The organism is Streptomyces sp. NPDC097107 (assembly GCF_044762405.1).
Classification (GTDB): domain Bacteria; phylum Actinomycetota; class Actinomycetes; order Streptomycetales; family Streptomycetaceae; genus Streptomyces; species Streptomyces thinghirensis.
The window spans coordinates 581217-601303 of the sequence record NZ_JBIWEF010000001.1 but is presented as its reverse complement, the minus strand read 5'-3'; the positions used below and the strand labels follow the sequence as shown (position 1 = coordinate 601303).

18 protein-coding genes, 1 pseudogene and 1 riboswitch are annotated in these 20087 nt (G+C 74.3%); of the genes and pseudogenes, 5 read left to right on the top strand and 14 right to left on the bottom strand.

The genetic code is table 11. From position 1 onward, the window contains the following. Positions 1-112 precede the first annotated feature (112 nt). The 6 genes from ACIQ1J_RS02795 to ACIQ1J_RS02770 all read right to left on the bottom strand — a co-directional run bounded on the left by ACIQ1J_RS02795 (position 113) and on the right by ACIQ1J_RS02770 (position 6798). Entirely contained in the window at positions 113-946 is an 834-nt protein-coding gene (locus tag ACIQ1J_RS02795) for an ECF transporter S component (protein ID WP_403553494.1), read from the bottom strand. Then, complete coding sequence (locus ACIQ1J_RS02790) at positions 943-2631, bottom strand: ABC transporter ATP-binding protein (RefSeq protein WP_403553492.1); 1689 nt, start codon at positions 2629-2631, stop codon at positions 943-945. The genes ACIQ1J_RS02795 and ACIQ1J_RS02790 overlap by 4 nt, the downstream gene beginning before the upstream one ends. Beyond that, on the bottom strand, positions 2628-3806 hold the full coding sequence (locus ACIQ1J_RS02785) for an energy-coupling factor transporter transmembrane component T (protein ID WP_403553490.1): 1179 nt from the start codon (positions 3804-3806) through the stop codon (positions 2628-2630). Before ACIQ1J_RS02785 ends, ACIQ1J_RS02790 begins: the two co-directional genes overlap by 4 nt. A 103-nt stretch (positions 3807-3909) precedes the next feature. Beyond that, on the bottom strand, positions 3910-4578 hold the full coding sequence (locus ACIQ1J_RS02780; RefSeq protein WP_403553488.1) for an SCO2322 family protein: 669 nt from the start codon (positions 4576-4578) through the stop codon (positions 3910-3912). Continuing rightward, positions 4575-5843 carry a prenyltransferase/squalene oxidase repeat-containing protein gene (locus ACIQ1J_RS02775; RefSeq protein ID WP_403553486.1) on the bottom strand — a complete coding sequence of 423 codons (1269 nt, stop codon included), beginning with the start codon at positions 5841-5843 and terminating at the stop codon, positions 4575-4577. The genes ACIQ1J_RS02780 and ACIQ1J_RS02775 overlap by 4 nt, the downstream gene beginning before the upstream one ends. 129 nt (positions 5844-5972) lie before the next feature. Continuing rightward, a riboswitch (cobalamin riboswitch) is annotated at positions 5973-6066 on the bottom strand. Positions 6067-6096: 30 nt separating this feature from the next. After that, complete coding sequence (locus ACIQ1J_RS02770) at positions 6097-6798, bottom strand: TetR family transcriptional regulator (RefSeq protein ID WP_403553484.1); 702 nt, start codon at positions 6796-6798, stop codon at positions 6097-6099. Between the two features lie 160 nt (positions 6799-6958). Here ACIQ1J_RS02770 and ACIQ1J_RS02765 point away from each other — a divergent pair, with 160 nt between their 5' ends. Genes ACIQ1J_RS02765 through ACIQ1J_RS02755 form a run of 3 tightly spaced genes read left to right on the top strand, consistent with a single transcriptional unit; the run spans position 6959 to position 10145 of the window. Then, positions 6959-8350, top strand: a complete 1392-nt coding sequence (locus tag ACIQ1J_RS02765) for a glycosyltransferase family 4 protein (RefSeq protein ID WP_403553482.1) — start codon at positions 6959-6961, stop codon at positions 8348-8350. After that, the gene (locus ACIQ1J_RS02760; RefSeq protein WP_210958677.1) at positions 8344-9078 is read left to right on the top strand and encodes a class I SAM-dependent methyltransferase; all 735 of its coding nucleotides are present in this window, start codon (positions 8344-8346) and stop codon (positions 9076-9078) included. Before ACIQ1J_RS02765 ends, ACIQ1J_RS02760 begins: the two co-directional genes overlap by 7 nt. Next, positions 9075-10145, top strand: coding sequence for a prenyltransferase (locus tag ACIQ1J_RS02755; protein ID WP_403553480.1), 1071 nt, complete (start codon positions 9075-9077; stop codon positions 10143-10145). The genes ACIQ1J_RS02760 and ACIQ1J_RS02755 overlap by 4 nt, the downstream gene beginning before the upstream one ends. A gap of 13 nt (positions 10146-10158) precedes the next feature. Here the strand turns inward: ACIQ1J_RS02755 and ACIQ1J_RS02750 are convergent, their stop codons facing one another. From ACIQ1J_RS02750 to ACIQ1J_RS02730, 5 genes are all read right to left on the bottom strand, one after another. Next, positions 10159-10452: a hypothetical protein gene (locus tag ACIQ1J_RS02750; protein ID WP_210958681.1), complete on the bottom strand. Its 294-nt coding sequence runs from the start codon at positions 10450-10452 to the stop codon at positions 10159-10161. 122 nt (positions 10453-10574) lie between these two features. Further along, entirely contained in the window at positions 10575-11465 is an 891-nt protein-coding gene (locus ACIQ1J_RS02745) for a hypothetical protein (protein WP_403553478.1), read from the bottom strand. Positions 11466-11623: 158 nt separating this feature from the next. Beyond that, positions 11624-12613, bottom strand: a complete 990-nt coding sequence (locus ACIQ1J_RS02740; protein WP_403553476.1) for an N-acetylmuramoyl-L-alanine amidase — start codon at positions 12611-12613, stop codon at positions 11624-11626. 22 nt (positions 12614-12635) lie between these two features. Beyond that, on the bottom strand, positions 12636-13286 hold the full coding sequence (locus ACIQ1J_RS02735) for a class I SAM-dependent methyltransferase (protein ID WP_403553474.1): 651 nt from the start codon (positions 13284-13286) through the stop codon (positions 12636-12638). Between the two features lie 267 nt (positions 13287-13553). Further along, positions 13554-15323, bottom strand: coding sequence for an MFS transporter (locus tag ACIQ1J_RS02730; protein WP_403553472.1), 1770 nt, complete (start codon positions 15321-15323; stop codon positions 13554-13556). 362 nt (positions 15324-15685) lie between these two features. Between ACIQ1J_RS02730 and ACIQ1J_RS02725 the strand changes: the two genes are divergently transcribed. Beyond that, positions 15686-17128, top strand: coding sequence for an MFS transporter (locus ACIQ1J_RS02725; protein ID WP_403553470.1), 1443 nt, complete (start codon positions 15686-15688; stop codon positions 17126-17128). 63 nt (positions 17129-17191) lie between these two features. Here ACIQ1J_RS02725 and ACIQ1J_RS02720 read toward each other — a convergent pair. Then, positions 17192-17482: pseudogene (locus ACIQ1J_RS02720) on the bottom strand (response regulator transcription factor); the annotation flags it as partial. Positions 17483-17544: 62 nt separating this feature from the next. Here ACIQ1J_RS02720 and ACIQ1J_RS02715 point away from each other — a divergent pair. Continuing rightward, on the top strand, positions 17545-18546 hold the full coding sequence (locus ACIQ1J_RS02715) for a MaoC/PaaZ C-terminal domain-containing protein (RefSeq protein ID WP_403553468.1): 1002 nt from the start codon (positions 17545-17547) through the stop codon (positions 18544-18546). 95 nt (positions 18547-18641) lie between these two features. On the opposite strand, the gene ACIQ1J_RS02710 is transcribed toward ACIQ1J_RS02715, so the two are convergent. Together ACIQ1J_RS02710 and ACIQ1J_RS02705 are read right to left on the bottom strand one after the other, a co-directional pair. Then, entirely contained in the window at positions 18642-18809 is a 168-nt protein-coding gene (locus ACIQ1J_RS02710; RefSeq protein ID WP_403553466.1) for a hypothetical protein, read from the bottom strand. 97 nt (positions 18810-18906) lie between these two features. After that, positions 18907-20073, bottom strand: coding sequence for a hypothetical protein (locus ACIQ1J_RS02705; protein ID WP_403553464.1), 1167 nt, complete (start codon positions 20071-20073; stop codon positions 18907-18909). Between the last annotated feature and the right edge of the window lie 14 nt (positions 20074-20087).

The window sequence follows — 20087 nt, the reverse complement described above, 5'->3', positions numbered from 1 at the left end:
CGCACGTCCTCCCGTGAGCGCGCCGCTCCGCACGAAGGCCCTGCCCCGCGGCGCGATCGGCGTCGCGGGCGGGGTGCCGCCGCAGTCGGCGCCCTCGGTCACGTGGGGCGGCTCACCTCGCCGGCCGCTCGAACGTGACCGGCGCCTCGAAGGCCGCCCGGCGGGTGGCCCGGCGCAGTGCCTTCAGGACCGGGGTGCCGAGCGCGAGGGTCAGCACGACCGTCACGGCGGCGCGGCCGCCGTCCCAGCCGAGGGACGTGGCCAGGCAGTAGGCGAGGAAGCGGGCCAGGTTGTCGGGGATCGGCGCGTCCGGGTCGAAGGCGATGTCCGAGGCGAGCGTGTTCATGAAGGTCCAGCCCGCCAGGTTCATCACCGTGCCGTAGGCGAACGCGGCCAGGAAGCCGTACGCGGCGAGCATGAGCAGTTCCGGGCGTCCGCGCAGGCGGTCGGGGAAGGGCAGCAGCCCCGCGCCCATCGTGAACCAGCCCATCGCCAGCATCTGGAACGGCATCCACGGGCCCACCCCGCCCGTGAGCAGCGCGGACGCGAACATCGTGACCGAGCCGAGGACGAAGCCGAAGCCCGGGCCGAGCACCCGGCCGCTGAGGACCATGAGGAAGAACATCGGCTCCAGGCCGGCGGTGCCCGCACCGATGGGCCGCAGTGCCGCGCCCACGGCCGCCAGGACGCCGAGCATCGCCACCGCCTTGGGGCCGAGGCCCGACTCCGAGATCGTCGCCGCCACCACGGCCACCAGCAGCACCAGCAGGCCGGCGAACAGCCACGGCGCGTCCTGGGCGTGCGCGTTCAGCGAGGCGTCCGGCGGAGCCAGGAAGGGCCAGCCGAAGCCGGCCACGCCCACCGCGCTGACCAGGAGGAGAGCGGCGACGGAACGGGGGCCGAGGCGGACGGCGCGGGCCTGGCGATCACGTCGGGGACCGGTCATGCCAGCGCCTCCCGGACCTGTGCGACGGTCAGCCACTTCCGTGGCGCCAGCACCTTGGCGACCTGCGGTGCGAAGGACGGCGAGGCCACCACCACGTCCGCCGCCGGACCGTCGGCGATCACCTCGCCCTCGGCGAGCAGCACGACCCGGTGGGCCAGCTCGGCGGCCAGCTCCACGTCGTGCGTGGCCAGCACGATCGCGTGCCCCTCGGCGGCCAGAGCGCGCAGGATGCCCGCCAGCCGGGCCTTCGCCGCGTAGTCCAGGCCGCGCGTCGGCTCGTCCAGGAGGAGCAGGGGCGGGCGGGCGGTGAGTACGACGGACAGGGCGAGGGTGAGGCGCTGGCCCTCGGAGAGGTCGCGGGGGTGGGTGTCGTCGGTGACGCCGGGGAGCAACTCGGTGAGCAGGGCGCGGCAGGTGCCCTCGGCCGCCTCCGCGTCCCGGTCGGCGGCCGCGCACTCGGCGGCGACCGTGTCGGCGTACAGCAGGTCGCGCGGCTCCTGCGGGACCAGGCCGACCCGGCGCACCAGGTCGCGGGGGGCCGTGCGGTGCGGTACGGCGTCGCCCGCGCGTACCGAACCGGCGGACGGTTCGACGAGGCCGACGAGCGCGGAGAGGAGGGTGGACTTTCCGGCGCCGTTGCGGCCCATCAGGGCGACGGTCTCGCCGGGGGAGACGGTCAGGTCGACGTCGCGCAGCGCCTGGATCCGGTCCCGGCGGACGGCGAGGGAGCGGACCTCGGCGGCGTACGGGCAGGGGGCGGCGGCCGGCTCCGGGGACTTCGCGCGGCGCCGCCAACGGGAGGCGGTGGGCCGCGGGGCGGGGAGGGGCGGGAGCGTGGCGGCCCGCGGCGTGTGGTCCGGGATCTCCCGGCCGGCCAGCCGGTCCCGCAGCGGGGCCGCGCGGCGGCGGGCGTCGCGGATCGTCAGCGGCAGCGGGGACCAGCCCGCCAGCCTGCCCAGGCCCACCACCGGCGGGTACACCGGGGACACGGCCATCACGTCCGCCGGAGGCCCGAGGAGCGGCGCCGCGCCCGGGGACGGGAGCAGGACGACCTGGTCGGCGTACTGGATGACGCGCTCCAGGCGGTGCTCGGCCATCAGGACCGTCGTGCCGAGGTCGTGGACGAGGCGCTGGAGGACGGCCAGGACCTCCTCCGCGGCGGCGGGGTCGAGCGCGGAGGTCGGCTCGTCCAGGACCAGTACCCGCGGGTGCGGGGTGAGGACCGAGCCGATCGCGACCCGCTGCCGCTGGCCGCCGGAGAGCGTGGCGATGGGGCGGCCGCGCAGGTCGGACAGGCCCAGCAGGTCGAGGGTCTCCTCGACGCGGCGGCGCATCACGTCCGGGGCCAGGCCGAGGGACTCCATGCCGTAGGCGAGCTCGTCCTCGACGGTGTCCGTCACGAAGTGGGAGAGCGGATCCTGGCCGACCGTGCCGACGACGTCGGCGAGTTCGCGCGGCTTGTGGGTGCGGGTGTCGCGGCCGGCCACCGTGACCCGGCCGCTCAGCGTGCCGCCGGTGAAGTGCGGCACGAGGCCGCCGACCGCGCCGAGGACCGTGGACTTGCCGACGCCGGACGGGCCGGCGAGGAGGACGAGTTCGCCCTCCGGGACTTCGAAGTCGACGCCCCGGACGGTGGGTTCGGCCACTCCGTCGTACGTCACGGAGACATCCTCGAAGCGGATCACGACGGCTCCCTGACGGGTACGGGGTGGGGGGCGGGGGTGATGAACGCCGGGAGCAGGCCGATCAGTACGGCTGCCGCCGGCCACAGGGGGAGGGACGGCGCGACCAGCGGGACCACGCCCGGACGCAGTGCCGCCGGGTCGCGGGCGGCGGCGAGGAACATCAGCGCCGCGACGGCCGCGCCGGAGGCGGTGACCAGCCAGGCGCGGGCGCCCCAGCGGTCCGGGCGGTAGCGGGTGCGGACCGTCCTGCGGCCGCCGAGCCACAGGCCCGCGAGCGCGGCGGCGACGCCGGCCAGGAGGACGGGGATGCCGTACGTGCCGCCCGCGGCGGTCAGCAGCCCGTACGTCCCCGCGCAGACGCCGAGCAGGCCGCCCAGGGTGAGGGCGGCGGTGGTACGGCGCACCGGGGCGGGGACCTGGGCGGTACGGCCGTAGCCGCGGGCGTCCATCGCGGCGGCGAGGGCGACGGAACGCTCCAGGGCGCCCTCCAGCACCGGAAGCCCGACCTGGAGCAGTCCCCGTACGCCCTTGTCGGGGCGGCCGCGCAGACGCCGGGCGGCGCGCAGGCGCTGGACGTCGGCGATGAGGTTCGGGGCGAAGGTGAGGGCGACGACGACGGCCACGCCCATCTCGTACAGGGCGCCGGGGAGGGACTTGAGGAGGCGGGAGGGGTTGGCGAGGGCGTTCGCGGCGCCTACGCAGATGAGGAGGGTGGCCAGCTTCATCGCGTCGTACAGGGCGAAGGTGAGGCCCTCGGCGGTGACCCGGCCGCCGAGGCGGATGCCCTGCGCCCAGTCGGGGAGGGGGACTTCGGGGAGGGTGACGAGGGTGTGGGTGCCGGGGATGGGGGAGCCGAGGACGATGGTGAAGAGGAGGCGGATGAGGAGGACGGCGAGGGCGAGCTTGACGAAGGCGCCGTAGGAGCGGGACCAGGGGGCGTGGGGGCGGCGGGTGGTCACCACGTAGGCGGAGACGGCTATGAGGAGGGCGAGGAGGAGGGGGTTGGTGGTGCGGGTGGCGGCGGTGCCGAGGGCCAGCGCCCAGAGCCACCAGGCGCCGGGGTGGAGGGTCCCGGGGCGGTGGCGGGGGGTGGGGACGCTCGCCGGCGCTTGCCGGGTGCCGCCTGCGCCCACCCTCCCCCGCTCCCGGCTCGGCTCGAGCGGGGGGACCCCCATCGCCCCAGCGGCACGACTGCCCGCCGGCTGGGGTGGTGTGGGGCGGGTGTCTGTCGGCTGGTGTGGTGTGGGGCGGGTGCCCGCAGACTGCTTGCCCGCGGGATCAGTCGGTGGCATTCCTGCGCCGCCTCGCCTGCCAGGTCGCTGCTCCGGCCAGGGCTGCCACGATGGCGACGCCCGCGTAGAGGCCGACCGCGGGGCCGTCGTCGTCCGACGTGTCCTTCTGGCCCGGGGCCGCGGTGGGCGCCGTCGAGTCGTCCTTCTCCTTTCCCTGCTGCGCGACCTGCTCCCCGCACCCCGACTGCGGGTAGCCCGCGATCCCGCACAGCAGGGCGTTGGTGTTGTAGCGCAGTGGGCCCGCCACGGCGGCAAGGGCGTCGGCGGTCGTCGCGTCGGGGGAGACCTGGGCGCAGGCCGTGCGCGGGGCCGGCGGGGTCTCGCCGGACGGGGCGTCGGACGCCGTGCCGAAGTCGAGGACGAGGGCGACGCGTTTGCTGCCGGCCTCGGCCGGTGTCTTCGCGCAGATCGACGCGAAGTCCGCGGCGCCGCGCGGCTGGGCCGCGTCGTCCGAGTTCTCGCTCACCGCGAAGCGGAAGCCCTGGACGTCACCGTCGGAGGGGCGGACGAGGGACGGGCCCTGGGTGGCGTAGACCCAGCGGTCGCCGTCGCGGTCCCAGAAGGACCAGTAGCGGTAACCGGCGGCCTGCGCCTGGCCCGCGCTCCCGATCAGCAGGAACGCGGCCAGGAAGAGGAGAACGACGCGGCGGGTCACTGCTGCTGCTTCTTGTTGCGGCCGCTCAGCAGGAAACCGATGCCGATACCGAAGACCAGGCAGACGCCGACGAACCACCAGACGCCGAAGCCGGAGTCGTCCTTGTCGTCGTTCTCCTGCGCTGCGTCCTCGGCGCCCACGGTCGCGCTGTCCTTGGCCTCGCCCCCCTGCGGGCTCGGCCCCGTCGCGTTCAGCTCTGCCACCAGGTCCGTGCCGCCGAAGGCGCGCGGGTCGGTGCCCGCGGCGTGGGCGGCGAAGATCAGCTGGGCGTAGGCGGCCGGGCCGCTCTGCTCGGTCCACTTCGCGGCGTTCTTCTGCAGCCAGGCCAGCGGCTTGGCGGCCTTCTCCGCACCGCCCTGCGCGGCGAGCGCGACGACCGCGTCGGCGGTGTTGCCGTAGTCGGGCTGGTCGGCGGAGCCGCCGAGGGCCGACTTGAGGTGACCGTCCTCGGCGACGGCCTCGGCGAGGTGGGCGGCACCGTTCGCGGCGGCCTGCTCGCGGGTCGGCTTCTTCGCGTCGGTGCAGGTGGCGTCGCCCGCCGCCTTGCCGGCCCCGGTGACCAGGCCCTTGCCGAGCGCGCCGAGGACACCGGCCGCGGTCGCGTCCGCGTTGGCGAGCAGCTTGCCGTCCTCGTCGGGCTGGAAGGCGAAGGCGCCCGCGCCCTTGTCCTCGGCGCAGGGCAGGGCGAACGTCAGCAGGGCGTCGTACGGGGACTTGCCGTCCTTCACGACCTGCTCGGGCTCGCTGCCCGTGGCGGTCAGGGCGCCGATGACGATGGACGTGGAGTTGGCGTCGCTGGGGCCGCCGGGGGTGTAGCCCCAGCCGCCGTCCTTGTTCTGTACGGACTTCAGCCAGGTGAGGGCGGACTCGACGACGTCACCGTGCCCGCCGACGGCCCACAGCGCCTGGACGGCGGCGGCCGTGTTGTTGGTGTCGACCGTCGTCTTGGCGTCGCACGCCTTGGCGGGGTCGGCGCGGTACGGGGCGAAGGCGCCGTTGTCGCACTGCTGGCCGGTGAGCCAGCCGACGGCCTTCGGCGAGGGGACCACGCCCACCGTGTCCTGCGCGAGCAGGGCGAGGGACTGGCGCCAGACGCCGTCGTACTGGGGGTCGGCCGTGCCGTACAGCCCGGAGGACTCGGGCGCGGACGGGGCGGACGCGGACGGGGAGGACGACGGATCGGCGGCGGCCGCGGGCGCGGCGGCGGCGCCGATCACGGCTATGGCGGCGAGGGCCGCGGCGCTGCTGCGACGGCGGACGTTCATGAGCGGCGGGTGCCTTTCCCTGTGCGGGGCCGGGCAGCACGGGGCACCCCCGGCGGCTCGGCCCCGTATGCCTCGACGGTGCCCGTGCGCCGGCGGGTGCCGGGCACGTGAGCCGGTCACGTCCGCGCGGGGCAGTCCGGCTCACCGCCCGGGCAGGTCCTCAGGGGGCCTCGGTGGACGGCTCACGGTTGCGGGTCAGCGCCGGAATTGCACCGGCTTCCCCCCGTACGGGCGTGATGGCGACGCCGCCACTTTACCCGGAGGCAACGGGGCCGCCCCGGGGCGCCTGCCCGCGGGCCCCGGCCTCCGTCACGTCGATCAGCCGGCACACCGTCTCGATGTCCACCCGCACCTGGGCGATGGAGGCGCGGCCGGCGAGCCAGGTGATCAGGGTCGAGAGCCAGGTGTGCTCGATGACGCGGATGGCGGAGAGCTGCTCGGGGGTGGGGTTCTCCAGGCCGCCCATCGCGTCCAGGATGATCGCCGTGGTCTGGCGGGAGACCTGGTCGACCTCCGGGGAGACGCCGCGGCCGGCGAAGGTCAGGGCCCGGGCCATCGCCTCGGCCAGCCGGGGTTCGCGCTGCAGCGCGCCGAAGGCCCGCATCAGGGTCTGGGCGACCCGGTCGGCGGCCGTCTCGCCGGCCGGCGGGCTCTTGCGCAGGGTGCCGTGCAGCCGCTCCAACTGGTCGTGCATGGTGGCGACCAGCAGATGGACCTTGGACGGGAAGTAGCGGTACAAGGTGCCGAGGGCGACCTGCGACGACTCGGCGACCTCGCGCATCTGCACCGCCTCGAAGCCGCCCCGGCAGGCCAGTCGGGCGGTCGCCCGCAGGATGCGTCGGCGGCGCTCCCGCTGCCGCTCGGTGAGGGGCGGTGCGACGGCGGAGCGGCGCGCGGGGCCGGTCGTACCGGAAGTACCGGAGGCTTCCGTTCCCGGGTCGTCCACCTTGGCCACCTTCTCCCCGTTGCCGTGGCGTGAATCACCTGATCCACTCGTCACAGCGCCCCTACCTGCCGGTAGATTCGGACCCTCCGAACGATCAAGTCTGAAACTTGTTCTAGATTAACGTCCCGGCGTAATGTCGCGGGACGGCGCAGTGAGAAGGGGGCCCGGAGTGACCGCTGAGGCCAGTGGGGCGGGTCCCCGTCCGGAGCCCGCCGCCGACGGCTTGCGACCGCTCCGCATCGCACTCCTCACCTACAAGGGAAACCCGTTCTGCGGCGGCCAGGGCGTCTACGTCCGCCACCTCTCCCGCGAACTGGCCCGCCTCGGCCACCGCGTCGAGGTCGTCGGCGCCCAGCCCTATCCCGTCCTCGACGAGGGCCACGACGAGCGGCTGTCCCTCACCGAGCTGCCCAGCCTCGACCTCTACCGCCACCCCGATCCCTTCCGCACCCCGAAGCGCGGCGAGTACCGCGACTGGATCGACGCGCTCGAGGTCGGCACGATGTGGACCGGCGGTTTCCCGGAACCCCTGACGTTCTCGCTGCGCGCCCGCCGCCATCTGCGCGCCCGCCGCGGCGACTTCGACGTGGTCCACGACAACCAGACCCTCGGCTACGGGCTGCTCGGCGACGTCGGCGCACCCCTCGTCACCACCATCCACCACCCCATCACCGTCGACCGGCAACTCGAACTCGACGCCGCCGACAGCCGCAAGCGCCGGTACTCCGTGCGCCGTTGGTACGCCTTCACCCGCATGCAGAAGCGCGTCGCGCGCCGCCTGCCGTCCGTGCTCACCGTCTCCGGCACCTCCCGGCAGGAGATCATCGACCACCTCGGCGTACGGGACGACCGCATCCACGTCGTCCACATCGGCGCCGACACCGACCTGTTCTCGCCCGACCCGTCGGTGCCGCGGGTGCCGGGCCGGATCGTGACCACGTCCAGCGCGGACGTGCCGCTCAAGGGCCTGGTCTTCCTCGTCGAGGCGCTGGCGAAGGCACGCGTCGAGCACCCCCGGGCCCACCTCGTCGTCGTCGGCAAGCGGCCCGCCGAGGGCCCCGTCGCCCAGACGATCGAGCGGTACGGCCTCGAAGGCGCCGTCGAGTTCGTCAAGGGCATCTCGGACGCCGAGCTGGTCGCTCTCGTGCGTTCGGCCGAGGTCGCGTGCGTGCCGTCGCTGTACGAGGGGTTCTCGCTGCCGGCCGCCGAGGCCATGGCGACGGGCACGGCGCTGCTCGCCACGACCGGCGGCGCCGTCCCGGAGGTCGCCGGACCCGACGGGGAGACCTGCCTCGCGGTGCCGCCGGGTGACGCGGGAGCGCTGGCCGCCGGACTGGACCGGCTGCTCGGCGACCGTGAACTGAGGGCCCGGCTCGGCGCGGCCGGACGCGAGCGCGTGCTGCGGCACTTCACCTGGGCCCGGGCCGCCGAGGGGACGGCCGCCCGCTACCGCGAGGCCATCGGCCACTCCTCCCCGACCACCCCGCGGGCCGTTCCCGCGGCCCCGACCAGTGCGACCAGTGACACCGGCGTCTACCCCGAAAGCAGGGCCACGTGCTGACCGTCGACTTCTCCCGGTTCCCGCTCGCCCCGGGCGACCGCGTGCTGGACCTCGGCTGCGGTGCCGGCCGGCACGCGTTCGAGTGCTACCGGCGCGGCGCCCGGGTCGTCGCGCTGGACCAGAACGCCGAGGAGATCCGAGAGGTCGCCAAGTGGTTCGCGGCGATGAAGGAGGCCGGTGAGGCCCCGGCCGGTGCCACCGCCACCGCCATGGAGGGCGACGCGCTGGCCCTGCCCTTCCCGGACGGGTCCTTCGACGTCGTCATCATCTCCGAGGTGATGGAGCACATCCCCGACGACAAGGGCGTCCTCGCCGAGATGGTCCGTGTCCTCAAGCCCGGCGGACGCATCGCGATCACCGTGCCGCGCTACGGCCCCGAGAAGGTCTGCTGGACGCTCTCCGACGCCTACCACGAGGTCGAGGGCGGCCACATCCGCATCTACCGGGCGGACCAGCTCCTCGACCGGATCCGCGAGGCGGGCCTGCGGCCCTACGGCACCCACCACGCGCACGCGCTGCACTCGCCGTACTGGTGGCTGAAGTGCGCCTTCGGCGTCGACAACGACAAGGCGCTGCCGGTGCGGGCGTACCACAAGCTGCTGGTCTGGGACATCATGAAGAAGCCGCTGGCGACGAGGGTCGCCGAGCAGGCGCTGAACCCGCTGATCGGAAAGAGTTTCGTGGCGTACGCGACCAAGCCCCACCTCCCGCGGGTGGACGCCGCGTGACCACGTCCCGCACCGAACACCTGGTCCTGCCCGGCGTCCTCACCGACGCCGAGGCGGCCGCCACCGTCCGAGGCATCCTCGCCGTGCAGCGCGAGGACGGCGCGATCCCGTGGTTCCGCGGACACCACCTCGACCCGTGGGACCACGTCGAGTCGGCCATGGCCCTGGACGCGGCCGGCGAGCACGAGGCCGCCGAGCGGGCGTACGAGTGGCTGGCCCGGCACCAGAACCGGGACGGCTCCTGGTACGCCGCCTACGCCGACGGCGACTTCGCCGACGTCACCGACCGCGGCCGGGAGACCAACTTCGTCGCCTACGTCGCCGTGGGCGTCTGGCACCACCACCTCGCCACCGGCGACGACACGTTCCTCGACCGGATGTGGCCCGTCGTCCACGCGGCGGTCGAGTTCGTACTGCGCCTCCAGCAGCCCGGCGGGCAGATCGGCTGGCGGCGCGACGACGACGGCACGGACACCACGGACGCGCTGCTCACCGGCAGCTCCTCGATCCACCACGCGCTGCGCTGCGCGCTCGCCATCGCCGAGCAGCGCGAAGAGCCGCAGCCCGACTGGGAGCTGGCGGCGGGCGCGCTGCGGCACGCCATCCGCCGCCACCCGGAGCGGTTCCTGGACAAGGGCCGCTACTCGATGGACTGGTACTACCCCGTGCTGGGCGGCGCGCTGACCGGCACCGAGGCCAAATCCCGCATCGTCGAGAGCTGGGACCGCTTCGTCGTCCCGGGCCTCGGCGTGCGCTGCGTCGTCCCCAACCCGTGGGTGACCGGCGGCGAGTCGGCCGAACTGGCCCTCGCCCTGTGGGCGGTGGGCGAGTCCGACCACGCCCTGGAGATCCTCCAGTCGATCCAGCACCTGCGGGACCCGGACAGCGGCCTGTACTGGACCGGCTACGTCTTCGAGGACGAGGCGATCTGGCCGCGCGAGCTGACCGCCTGGACGGCCGGCTCGCTGCTCCTCGCCGTCGCCGCGCTCGGCGGCCACGAGGCCACCTGCCAGGTCTTCTCAGGCGACCGCCTGCCGAAGGGCCTCGACCCGGACTGCTGCGTCTAGCCGCCGCGAGGCGTCAGCGCCGGCCGAGGCGGTTGGCGATGGCGTGGCCGATGAAGAGGTAGACCACGGCTGCCAGTCCGTAGCCGGCCACCACCCGGGCCCAGGCCTCGTCGAAGGTGAACAGGTCTCGTGACCAGCCGGCCAGCCAGTTGGCCGCGTCATGGACGAACTGCACCAGGTCGTTGGCCCGGTTCGCGTCCAACAGATACATCAGGATCCACAGTCCGAGGATGACGGCCATGATGTCCGCGATCACCGCGACGGCCGTCCCGGCGGAGTTGGAACCACTGCGACTTCGAGGGGACATGCCTTCCGTCTGGCCCCGGATGCCTGTTTGAAACCTACGGCTCATACCTACGCCGACGGCCCCTCGCCCGGAAGTACCGGTGGGCGAGGGGCCGTTGACGTGAAACGGGCGGACCGGCGCGGTCAGCCGCGCTGGATGCCCGAGGTGTCCTGCAGTACGCCGCGGCGGCCGTCCTGCGTCTGGGCGACCAGGTTGGCGCCGCGCTGCTCGACGGCCAGGTACCAGGTGCCCGGCGCCAGCTCGGCGATCGGCGTGGGGGAGCCGTCCTCCGCGAACAGCGGACGCGGCACCGGCACGGCGAACCAGAACGGCGAGAAGTCCCCGGCCGGCTGAGCCTGCGCCTGCTGCGGCTGCGGCTGCGGCTGCGGGGCCTGCGGCTGACCCGGCTGCGGCTGGCCCGGCTGCTGCTGGCCGCCGAAGGACGGGCCCGGCTGACCGGGCTGACCGGGGCCGGCCTGCCCCGGCTGGCCGCCGTACGGCTGCTGCTGGGCACCCGGGTAGCCGTAACCACCCTGGGGCTGGCCGCCGTAGGGCTGCGGAGCGGCCGGGCGGGCGGCCGGGATCAGGGAGCCCTTGAGGGCCGGGACCAGCGGGGTGGCGATGGCCGCGGCGGCCATGACGAGCGTGGCGACGAGCGCGAGGATCAGGCCCATGCCCGCACCGAGGTCGTCGGTCAGGCCCCCGTCGCCGTCGAAGGCGCCGGCGGGGTCGAAGATGTTGCCGAGCGCGCTCCAGGCGGCGAAGACCGTGAACGCGACGCCGAACTGGCCGAGGTCGAGGCCCGCCACCTTCTTGGGCTGCGGCAGGGCGCGGGCCACGATGATCAGCGCCGCGCCGATGATGCCCGCCAGGACCACACCGAGCACGACCGGCCCACTGCCCCACAGGCTGGGGATTTCGGCGCTGTCCGGAGCACCGTCGAACGCGTAGATGTCGAGGAACGACGCGATGAACAGCAACACCGCTGCTCCGATCACCACGCCGTCGCCTCGAGTGAGGGAGCGGATATTCACTTCAGGTCCTTCGTAGGTCGTCTCGTCGTCGGTAGAGGCGTCGCTGTCACCATGTCGCCGTCAGGTTCCGGAGTGAAGCGCGGGGGTGGCCCCTCATCGTGCGGACGACACTATCGTCCGCACGTCGGGGCTGTCCGCAGGGATCCGAGCGCTGATCGCTACCCGCGCAGGAAACTCACGATTCCCTCAGACATCCCTTGCGCCGCTTTCTGCCGCCAGGCACCACTGGTCAGCAGCGCCGCGTCCTTGCTGTCGCGCATGTTGCCGCACTCGATGAACACCTTCGGGACCGTTGACAGATTGAGACCGCCCAGGTCCGTGCGCGTGACGAGACCGGTGCCGCCACCAACGTAGTTGGAGGGCGCGCTGCCCGTGGCCCGCACGAAGTTGCCCGCGATGCGCTGCCCCAGTTCGGCGGACGGGCCGACGATGGCCCGGGTGTCGGCCTCGCCGTCCCGGACCGGCCCCGGCAGGATCACGTGGAAGCCGCGGTTGCCGCTGCCCGATCCGTCGGCGTGGATCGAGAGCGCGGCGTCGGCCTCCGCCTCGTTGCCGATCCGGGCCCGCTCGTCCACGCACGGTCCGTAGGAACGGTCGTCGTCCTGCGTCAGCTTCACCGTGGCGCCCTGCTCCTCCAGGAGTGTGCGCAGCCGGCGGGCCACGTCCAGGGTGAAATTCGCCTCGGGCCAGCCCGCGTTGGTGGCCGTGCCCGTCGTGTCGCACTCCTTCCAGTGCGTGCCGACGTTCACCTTGCGGTTGATCTCGGAGGGGTGCTGGAAGTTGCCGGGGTTGTGGCCCGGGTCGATGACGACGACCTTGCCCTTGAGGGGGCCGGACGCCGCGGGGAGTGCGGACTTCGAGTTCGAGGGGGAGGGCTTGGCCGTGGTCGCCGAGGGGGAGGTGCCCGTGGGCCTCTTGGCGTCGTCGGTGGGAGCCGCGGGACCACTGGAGGACGGCGGTTGCGACGTCCGCACGCCGCCCGCGCGGTCCGCACCGCTCCCGCCGTCGTCCGAGCCGCCGACCGCCGCGTACACGCCCCACCCGAGCAGCGCCCCGGGCACGAGCGCGGCGATCGCCACGGTCAGCGGGCGGCGCAGCGGGGAACGGCGGGGCTGGGGAGGATCGAAATCCGGGCCTGTGTACGACACGCAGCGACTCTAGACCGCGCCCTCAGATCCCCGGGCCCGTTCGCCGCAGGACGCGCAGCGAGTCGGTCACGGAGACCTCGGTGAACGCGCCGGACGCGAGAGCCCGGAGGTAGACGCGGTACGGGGCCTGGCCGGTGAACTCGTCGGCCGGGTCCGGGAAGACGTCGTGGATGACCAGCAGGCCGCCGTCGGCCACGTGCGGTGCCCAGCCCTCGTAGTCGGCGTTCGCGTGCTCGTCGGTGTGGCCGCCGTCGACGAAGACGAGGCCGAGCGGCGCGTTCCAGGCCGACGCGACCCGGGGCGAGCGGCCGACGAGGGCCACCACGTGCTCCTCCAGGCCGGCCCGGTGGAGGGTGCGGCGGAAGGCGGGCAGGGTGTCCATCACGCCCAGCTCCGGGTCGACCGTCTCCGGGTCGTGGTACTCCCAGCCCGGCTGCTGCTCCTCGCTGCCCCGGTGGTGGTCGACGGTGAGCGCGGTCACCCCGGCCCCGCGGGCCGCGTCGGCGAGCAGGACGGTGGAGCGCCCGCAGTAGGTGCCGACCTCGAGCAGCGGCAGCCCGAGCCCGCCGGCCTCCACGGCCGCCGCGTACAGGGCGAGGCCCTCGTGCGCGGGCATGAACCCCTTCGCGGCCTCGAAGGCGGCGAGGATGTCGGGCGCGGGTGCCGCGGACATGCGAGGGTCCTTTCGGTGGTGCAGGTGTGCAGGTGTGCAGGTGTGCGGGTGTGCGGGTGTGCGGGTGTGCGGGTGTGCGGGTGTGCAGGTGTGCAGGTGTGCAGGTGTGGGGTGTGTCGTGGTGCGGGTGTGTCGTGGTGCGGGTGTGCGGGTGTGCGGGTGTGCGGGTGTGCGGGTGTGCCGTGGTGCGGGTGTGCCGGCGCTCCATGCTGCCGCACCCCCCGCCGCGCGGTGCGACAGGGGGTGCGGGAGCTGGGACGGTACGGGTCAGGCGGAGACCGTCTCGCCCGGCAGGGCCAGGTCCAGGTCGACCGGGCGGTCCGCGCCGGGGTGGGTGGCCGAGTGGGCGAGCGGGCCGTGGCCGGCGGCACGGGCGGCCAGGACGTACGGGCCCTCGGCGGGGACGGCGAGGGCGTAGCTGCCGTCCCCGGCGGAGAGGGTCGCGCCCGCCTGGCGGCCGTGCCGGTCGATCAGCGTGACCTTGGCACGGGCGACGGGTGCGCCGTCGGCGGCCAGTACCCGACCGCGGAAACCGCGCGGCGCCTCCCCGGCCGGGCTCTCCCCGGCCAGTGCCAGTTCGGCGCGGGCCAGGTTGGCGTCCTCCTCGCTGCTCGCGCGCAGCTGCGTGGTCGTCGCCGGGCGGCGGCGGGGGAGGAAGAAGGCCAGCGCCAGGCCGACGGCGACCGCGGCGGTCGCGATCAGGAAGGAGACGCGGAAGCCGTCCATGGTGGGGACGGCGACACCGCCGACGTCGTTCGCGGAGCTGGCGAGCACCATGCCGATGACGGCGCTGGACACCGACGTACCGATGGACCGCATCAGGGTGTTGAGGCCGTTGGCCGCGCCCGTCTCCGAGGCCGGGACCGCGCCGATGATCAGCGCGGGCAGCGAGGAGTAGGCGAGGCCGATGCCCGCGCCGATCAGCACCGAGGTGACGACGGTCTGCCAGGCGGCGCTCATCAGGCCGAGGCCGCCGGCGTAGCCGATCCCGATGATCACCAGGCCGAGGATCAGGGTGGTGCGCGGGCCGTAGCGGGCGGACAGGCGGGCGTACACCGGCGCGGTGAACATCATCGTCAGGCCCAGCGGGGCCACGCACAGGCCCGCGACGACCATCGACTGACCGAGGCCGTAGCCGGTCTCGGAGGGCAGCTGGAGGAGCTGCGGCAGGACGAGCGAGATGACGTAGAAGGAGACACCGACCATGATCGAGGCCAGGTTGGTGAGCAGCACCTCGCGGCGGGCCGTGGTGCGCAGGTCGACCAGCGGAGCCTTGACGCGCAGCTCCATCAGGCCCCACAGGAGCAGGACCACGACGGCGGCGGCGAACAGGCCGAGCGTGGTGGGCGACGACCAGCCCCAGTCGCTGCCCTTGGTGATCGGCAGGAGGAAGAGGACCAGACCGGCCGCCAGCCCGAGCGCGCCCGGCAGGTCGAAGGAGCCCTTGGCGCGCAGCGGGGACTCCGGTACGACCAGCAGGGTCAGGGCGATGGCGAGGACGCCGAGGCCGGCGGCGCCGTAGAACAGGGCGTGCCAGTCGGTGTGCTGTGCGACCAGGGCCGCGGCGGGCAGCGCCAGGCCGCCGCCGACGCCGATCGAGGAACTCATCAGGGCCATCGCCGAGCCGAGCCGCTCGCGGGGCAGCATGTCGCGCATCAGGCCGATGCCGAGGGGTATCGCGCCCATCGCGAAGCCCTGGAGGGTACGGCCGACGATCATCGGGAGCAGGGTGTCGGTGAACGCGCTGACCAGGGCGCCCACCACCATCACCGACAGGCTGGCGATCAGCATGCGGCGCTTGCCGAAGAGGTCGCCGAGCCGGCCCATGATCGGCGTGGCGACGGCTCCGGACAGCAGCGTCGAGGTCAGTACCCAGGTCGCGTTGCCCGGTGTGGTGTCCAGGAGTTTCGGCAGGTCCTTGATGACCGGGACGAGCAGGGTCTGCATCACCGCGACGACGATGCCCGCGAAGGCGAGCACCGGGACGGTGGTCCCGCTCGCTTTCCGGGCGGGCTCGTCGGTCGTCGTGTGGGACATGGGGTGAGGCCTCCAGGCCGGGGAGCCGGCGAATGCGGTGCGGATGTGCGATGCGAGGTGTGTGCAGGCTGAACCTCGTGCGCCGGGGCAACTATTCCGTTGCTTCGAGCCCCTAACGAATTCTTGACCTTTCCTTGGGGAGACGGCCGAGCCAAGGACCGGAGACCGACCGGAGGCCCACGCGATCGGAGACCCAGCGACCGGAGACCGACCGGAGACCCACGCGATCGGAGACCCAGCGACCGGAGACCGACCGGGGCCCACGCGGCCGGAGACCGACCGGAGACCGACCGGAGACCTAGGACCGTCCGGGGACCAAATACCGATGCAAGGGGCGCCTCCGGGTTGAGACCATGACACCCATGCTCGAAGCCACCGGCACCGCCACCGCCCGAATATCCCCGCGCCGCACGCCACCCACCTGGCTGGTCGTGGCGCTCGCGTGCGCCGGACAGTTCCTGGTCGTACTCGACGTGTCCGTCGTCAACGTCGCCCTGCCGTCGATGCGGGCCGACCTCGGACTGAGTGCGCAGGGACTCCAGTGGGTGGTCAACGCCTACGCCATCGCCTTCGCGGGCTTCATGCTGCTCGGCGGGCGGGCCGGCGACCTGTACGGGCGCAAGCGGATGTTCCTGGTCGGGCTCGGACTGTTCACGCTGGCCTCGCTGGGCGGCGGACTCGCCCAGGAGGGCTGGCAGCTGCTGGCCGCGCGGGCCGTGCAGGGACTGGGAGCGGCGGTGCTCGCACCCTCGACCCTGACGATCCTGACCGCGGCGGTGCCGGAGGGCGCGGCGCGGGCCCGGGCGATCGCGACCTGGACCGCGGTGGGCGCGGGCGGCGGCGCCGCGGGCGGCCTGGTGGGCGGCGTCCTGGTGGACGGGCTGTCGTGGCGCTGGGTGCTGCTGATCAACGTGCCGGTGGGCGCGGTGGTGCTGGCCGGCGCCGTGCTGTGGCTGACCGAGAGCCGGGCCGGTGAACGACGGCGCCTGGACCTGCCCGGCGCGCTCCTGGTCACCGCCGGCCTGGCCACCCTGGCCTACGGCATCTCGCAGACCGAGTCCGAGGGGTGGGCCGCGACGGCGACGCTGGTGCCGCTGCTCGCCGGGCTCGCGCTGCTCGCGCTGTTCCTGCTCGTCGAGGCGCGGACGGCGGCGCCGCTGATGCCGCTCGGGCTGCTGCGGCTGCGTTCGGTGGCGTCGGCGAACGTGGCGATGCTGGTGTCCGGCTCGTCGATGTTCGCCATGTGGTTCTTCATGACGCTGTACGCGCAGAACGTGCTGGGCTACTCCCCGCTGGAGGCCGGTCTCGCCCTCGTGCCCAGCTCGCTCGCGGTCGTACTCGGTTCGAAGGCGGCGCCGCGGTTCATGCCGGTGATCGGGGCGCGGAACGTGGCCGTGCTGGGCACGCTCGTGGCGGCCGTCGGCTTCGGCTGGCAGTCGACGATGACCGCGGACGGCGGGTACGTGACCGCGATCATGATTCCCGGGGTACTGATGATGCTGGGCGCGGGGCTGGCGGCGACCCCGCTGGCGTCGCTGGCCATCTCGGGTGCGGCGGCCGGGGACGCCGGACTGGTCTCCGGGCTGGTCAACACCTCCCGGACGATGGGCGGTTCGCTGGGACTCGCCGTGATGTCGACGATCGCGGCGGCACGGGCCGGGGGAGAGGGCGCCGGACCGGAGGAGCTGACGGACGGGTACGCGCTGGTGTTCCGTACGGCGGCGGCGGTGCTGGTCGCCGGGGCGGTGCTGATGCGGGTGTGGCTGCCGGCGGGGGAGCGGACGAAGCGCGGACTACGGGGGTAGCCGCGGCCCGCCCGCCCCGACCCATCCCGCACGTACGCACGCACGCTTTGGCCGGCGGCGGCCTCAGAGCCACCCCTGCCTTCGTGCCTCGCGGAGCGCCTCCGTGCGGTTGCGGGTGGCGGTCTTGCCGATGGCCGCCGAGAGGTAGTTGCGGACCGTGGACTCCGACAGGTGCAGGGCCGCGGCGATGTCCGCGACGGTCGCGCCGTCCGCGGACGCCCTGAGCACGTCGCATTCACGGGCGGTGAGCGGGCTGGGGCCCGCACTGAGCGCGGCGGCGGCCAGTGCGGGGCCGACGACCGTCTCGCCGGCCGGCACCCGGCGGATCGTGCCGGCCGGCTCCTCCACGGGGCCGCATGAGCGGGCGGCGTCCCGTACGGTCGTGGCTGTCCATGGTGCCGGTACCGGGGAGGGTCATGCCGATCGACGCGGCCGAGGCGCTCGCCGCCGCGCCCCGCGTCCGCGAGATCGCGTGGGACCACAAGGACGTCCAGCTCTACCACCTCGGCATCGGCGCCGGTCTCCCCGCCGCCGACCCCCGCGAGCTGCGCTACACCCTGGAATCCCGGCTGCACGTCCTGCCGAGCTTCGCGACGGTCGCGGGCGGCGGCCCCCCGGGCGTCATCGGCGGCCTGGCCATGCCCGGCGTCGACGTCGATCTCGCGCACGTCCTGCACGGCGGACAGCACCTGCGCCTGCACCGGACCGTCCCGGTGCGGGGACGGGCGAGCGCCGCCTCCCGCATCGTCGCCGCGTACGACAAGGGCACGGCGGCCGTCCTCGTCCTGCGCACCGAGGTCACCGACGCGGACGGGCCGCTGTGGACCGACGAGGCCGAGATCTTCGTACGCGGGGAGGGCGGGTGGGGCGGTGTGCGGGGACCGTCCGGGCGCCCGGCGCCGCAGCCCGCCGAGCCGCCCGACCACGTGGTCGAGCGCCCCGTACGCGAGGACCAGGCCCTGCTCTACCGGCTCTGCGGCGACTGGAACCCCCTGCACGCCGACCCGGAGTTCGCGGCGCGCGCCGGCTTCGACCGGCCCGTCCTGCACGGGCTGTGCACCTACGGCGGCACGCTCAAGGCGGTCGTCGACACGCTGCTGGACGGTGACGTGACCCGGGTGCGCGAGTACCGCACGCGGTTCGCCGGGGTCGGGTACCCGGGTGAGACGCAGCGGGTGCGCATGTGGCGGTCCGCGGCGCCGGACGGCGGGAGCCCGGCGGGGGAGGGCGGCGGCTCGGTCGAGGGCGTCGGCGGTTCGGTCGAGGGCGACGGCGGTTCGGTCGCGGGCGTCGGCGGTTCGGTCGCGGGCGCCGGCGGCCCGGTGCCCGGCGGCGGAGGCTCCGTGCGGGTGGCCGTGAGCGCCGTCGAGCGGGACGACGCCCCCGTCCTCGCCGACACCGTCGTCCGCTACGGATGACGACATCGGCCCCGTCCGTCGCAGTGACGAACGGGGCCGGAGCCGCTTGCCTGCTACTTGCTTCGGGTGCCTCTGCCGTGCCTCTCGACGTGCCGTCAGGCCGCCGTCTCGGACACTACGGCCGGCTTGCGGTGGCGGCCCCGTGGAGTCGCCGCGCCGTCCTGACTGGAGACCGGTCCTCGGTGCCGGCCGTGGCCGGTGTCGGTCTCGCGAACGTCGGCACCGTCGGCCTGTATCGGCTGGGTCGTGCTGGCGTCGTTCATCGGAAGGAATTCACCCCGTCAACATGATCTTTCCTACAGCCGGGCGAGTGTAACCGGCACACCTCGGCCCGGATCCAGGCGGCCACGCGAACCGGCACTACTTCGTTACAAGCCGTGCCAGCGGGGCCTGTTGCAGGGGTACGGGACGCTGCGGAGCGGGCGTCGGAGTGTCCGTCTCCCCGGGTTCGCCGGGCTCGTGCGGAGCCGTTTCCTCCGCATCCTTCGCCCGCTCGCCGCCCGCGTCGGGTGCGCCCAGCCGCGCCACGCCGCACGGCGACCGCGGTGTCGAGCACGGCAGCCGCAGCTCCCCGTCCGCGGTCCACAGCCCGGCGCCCGTCAACCACCCCTCGGGGGCCGGCAGGTGACGCACCCGCCGCTCGGCGGGCCGCCACACCCCGAGCCGGCTGCCGAACGCGCCGTCCACGCGCAGCGCCACCGCGCAGCGCTCCGGCGTCAGCGCCTGGCCGGGCTGGATCGCGAACGGCGTCACGACGCAGTCCGGCAGTCGCAGACACTCCGGGAAGCGCACCGGCAGTGTGCTGCCCAGCACCCCCCAGCCGAGCCGGCCCTGTCCCGGCGAGGGCGCGTCCGAGCGGATCAGTACCAGCCCGCTGTCCGGATCGGCCAGCAGTATCCGGTCGTCGCTGTCCGCGGCGATCTGCAGCAGCGGGGACACCTCGCCGCCCCGCTCCAGGTCCACCACGACCGCCTTGGTGCGGCCCCCGGTCTCCCGGTCGACGGCCAGTATCCGGCCGGTGCGGTCCAGCCAGGCCCCGCCCGAGCAGCGGCCGGGGATCTCGGCGAGCCGCTCGGGCCCGAAGGCGCCGCCCGCGACCTGCCACAGCACCGTCGCCCGCGGGCCGACGGCCAGGGCGTACGCCCGCTCGCCGCCCGGGACCGGCGGCAGCAGCCGCAGCACGGTGGTGTCCTCGGGGCACTCCACCGCGCCGAGTGGCAGCTCACCGGTGCCGGGCCCGGTCGGGTACAGCAGCGCGAAGAGGTGCCGCCCGGCCGCGACGCGGTGGACCAGGACCCGCCCGTCGCCCATCGGCTGCACCTCGGTGCCGGGCTCCTCCGGCTGGTTGCCGGGCAGCGGCACCGCGTACGGCTCGGGACCGTCCAGGGTCCAGCGCTCCGGGAACCAGGAGTCTCCGCTCGGGGCGAGGCGCGCGGCGTAGGCGCCCTCCGCGGTGATGCTGCAGCCCGCCCGCGGGGGGCCGCCGTTCCCGGGGCCCGCCAAAGGCTCGATCGCACAGACTGTCATCGTTCGGTCACCTC

Bases quoted from the DNA above. Each gene is read 5' to 3' on its own strand.
- ACIQ1J_RS02795 (WP_403553494.1), bottom strand. From the start codon at position 946: ATGACCGGTCCCCGACGTGATCGCCAGGCCCGCGCCGTCCGCCTCGGC.
- ACIQ1J_RS02730 (WP_403553472.1), bottom strand. From the start codon at position 15,323: ATGTCCCACACGACGACCGACGAGCCCGCCCGGAAAGCGAGCGGGACC.
- ACIQ1J_RS02735 (WP_403553474.1), bottom strand. From the start codon at position 13,286: ATGTCCGCGGCACCCGCGCCCGACATCCTCGCCGCCTTCGAGGCCGCG.
- ACIQ1J_RS02725 (WP_403553470.1), top strand. From the start codon at position 15,686: ATGCTCGAAGCCACCGGCACCGCCACCGCCCGAATATCCCCGCGCCGC.
- ACIQ1J_RS02785 (WP_403553490.1), bottom strand. From the start codon at position 3,806: ATGGGGGTCCCCCCGCTCGAGCCGAGCCGGGAGCGGGGGAGGGTGGGC.
- ACIQ1J_RS02710 (WP_403553466.1), bottom strand. From the start codon at position 18,809: ATGAACGACGCCAGCACGACCCAGCCGATACAGGCCGACGGTGCCGAC.
- ACIQ1J_RS02705 (WP_403553464.1), bottom strand. From the start codon at position 20,073: ATGACAGTCTGTGCGATCGAGCCTTTGGCGGGCCCCGGGAACGGCGGC.
- ACIQ1J_RS02775 (WP_403553486.1), bottom strand. From the start codon at position 5,843: ATGAACGTCCGCCGTCGCAGCAGCGCCGCGGCCCTCGCCGCCATAGCC.
- ACIQ1J_RS02715 (WP_403553468.1), top strand. From the start codon at position 17,545: ATGCCGATCGACGCGGCCGAGGCGCTCGCCGCCGCGCCCCGCGTCCGC.
- ACIQ1J_RS02750 (WP_210958681.1), bottom strand. From the start codon at position 10,452: ATGTCCCCTCGAAGTCGCAGTGGTTCCAACTCCGCCGGGACGGCCGTC.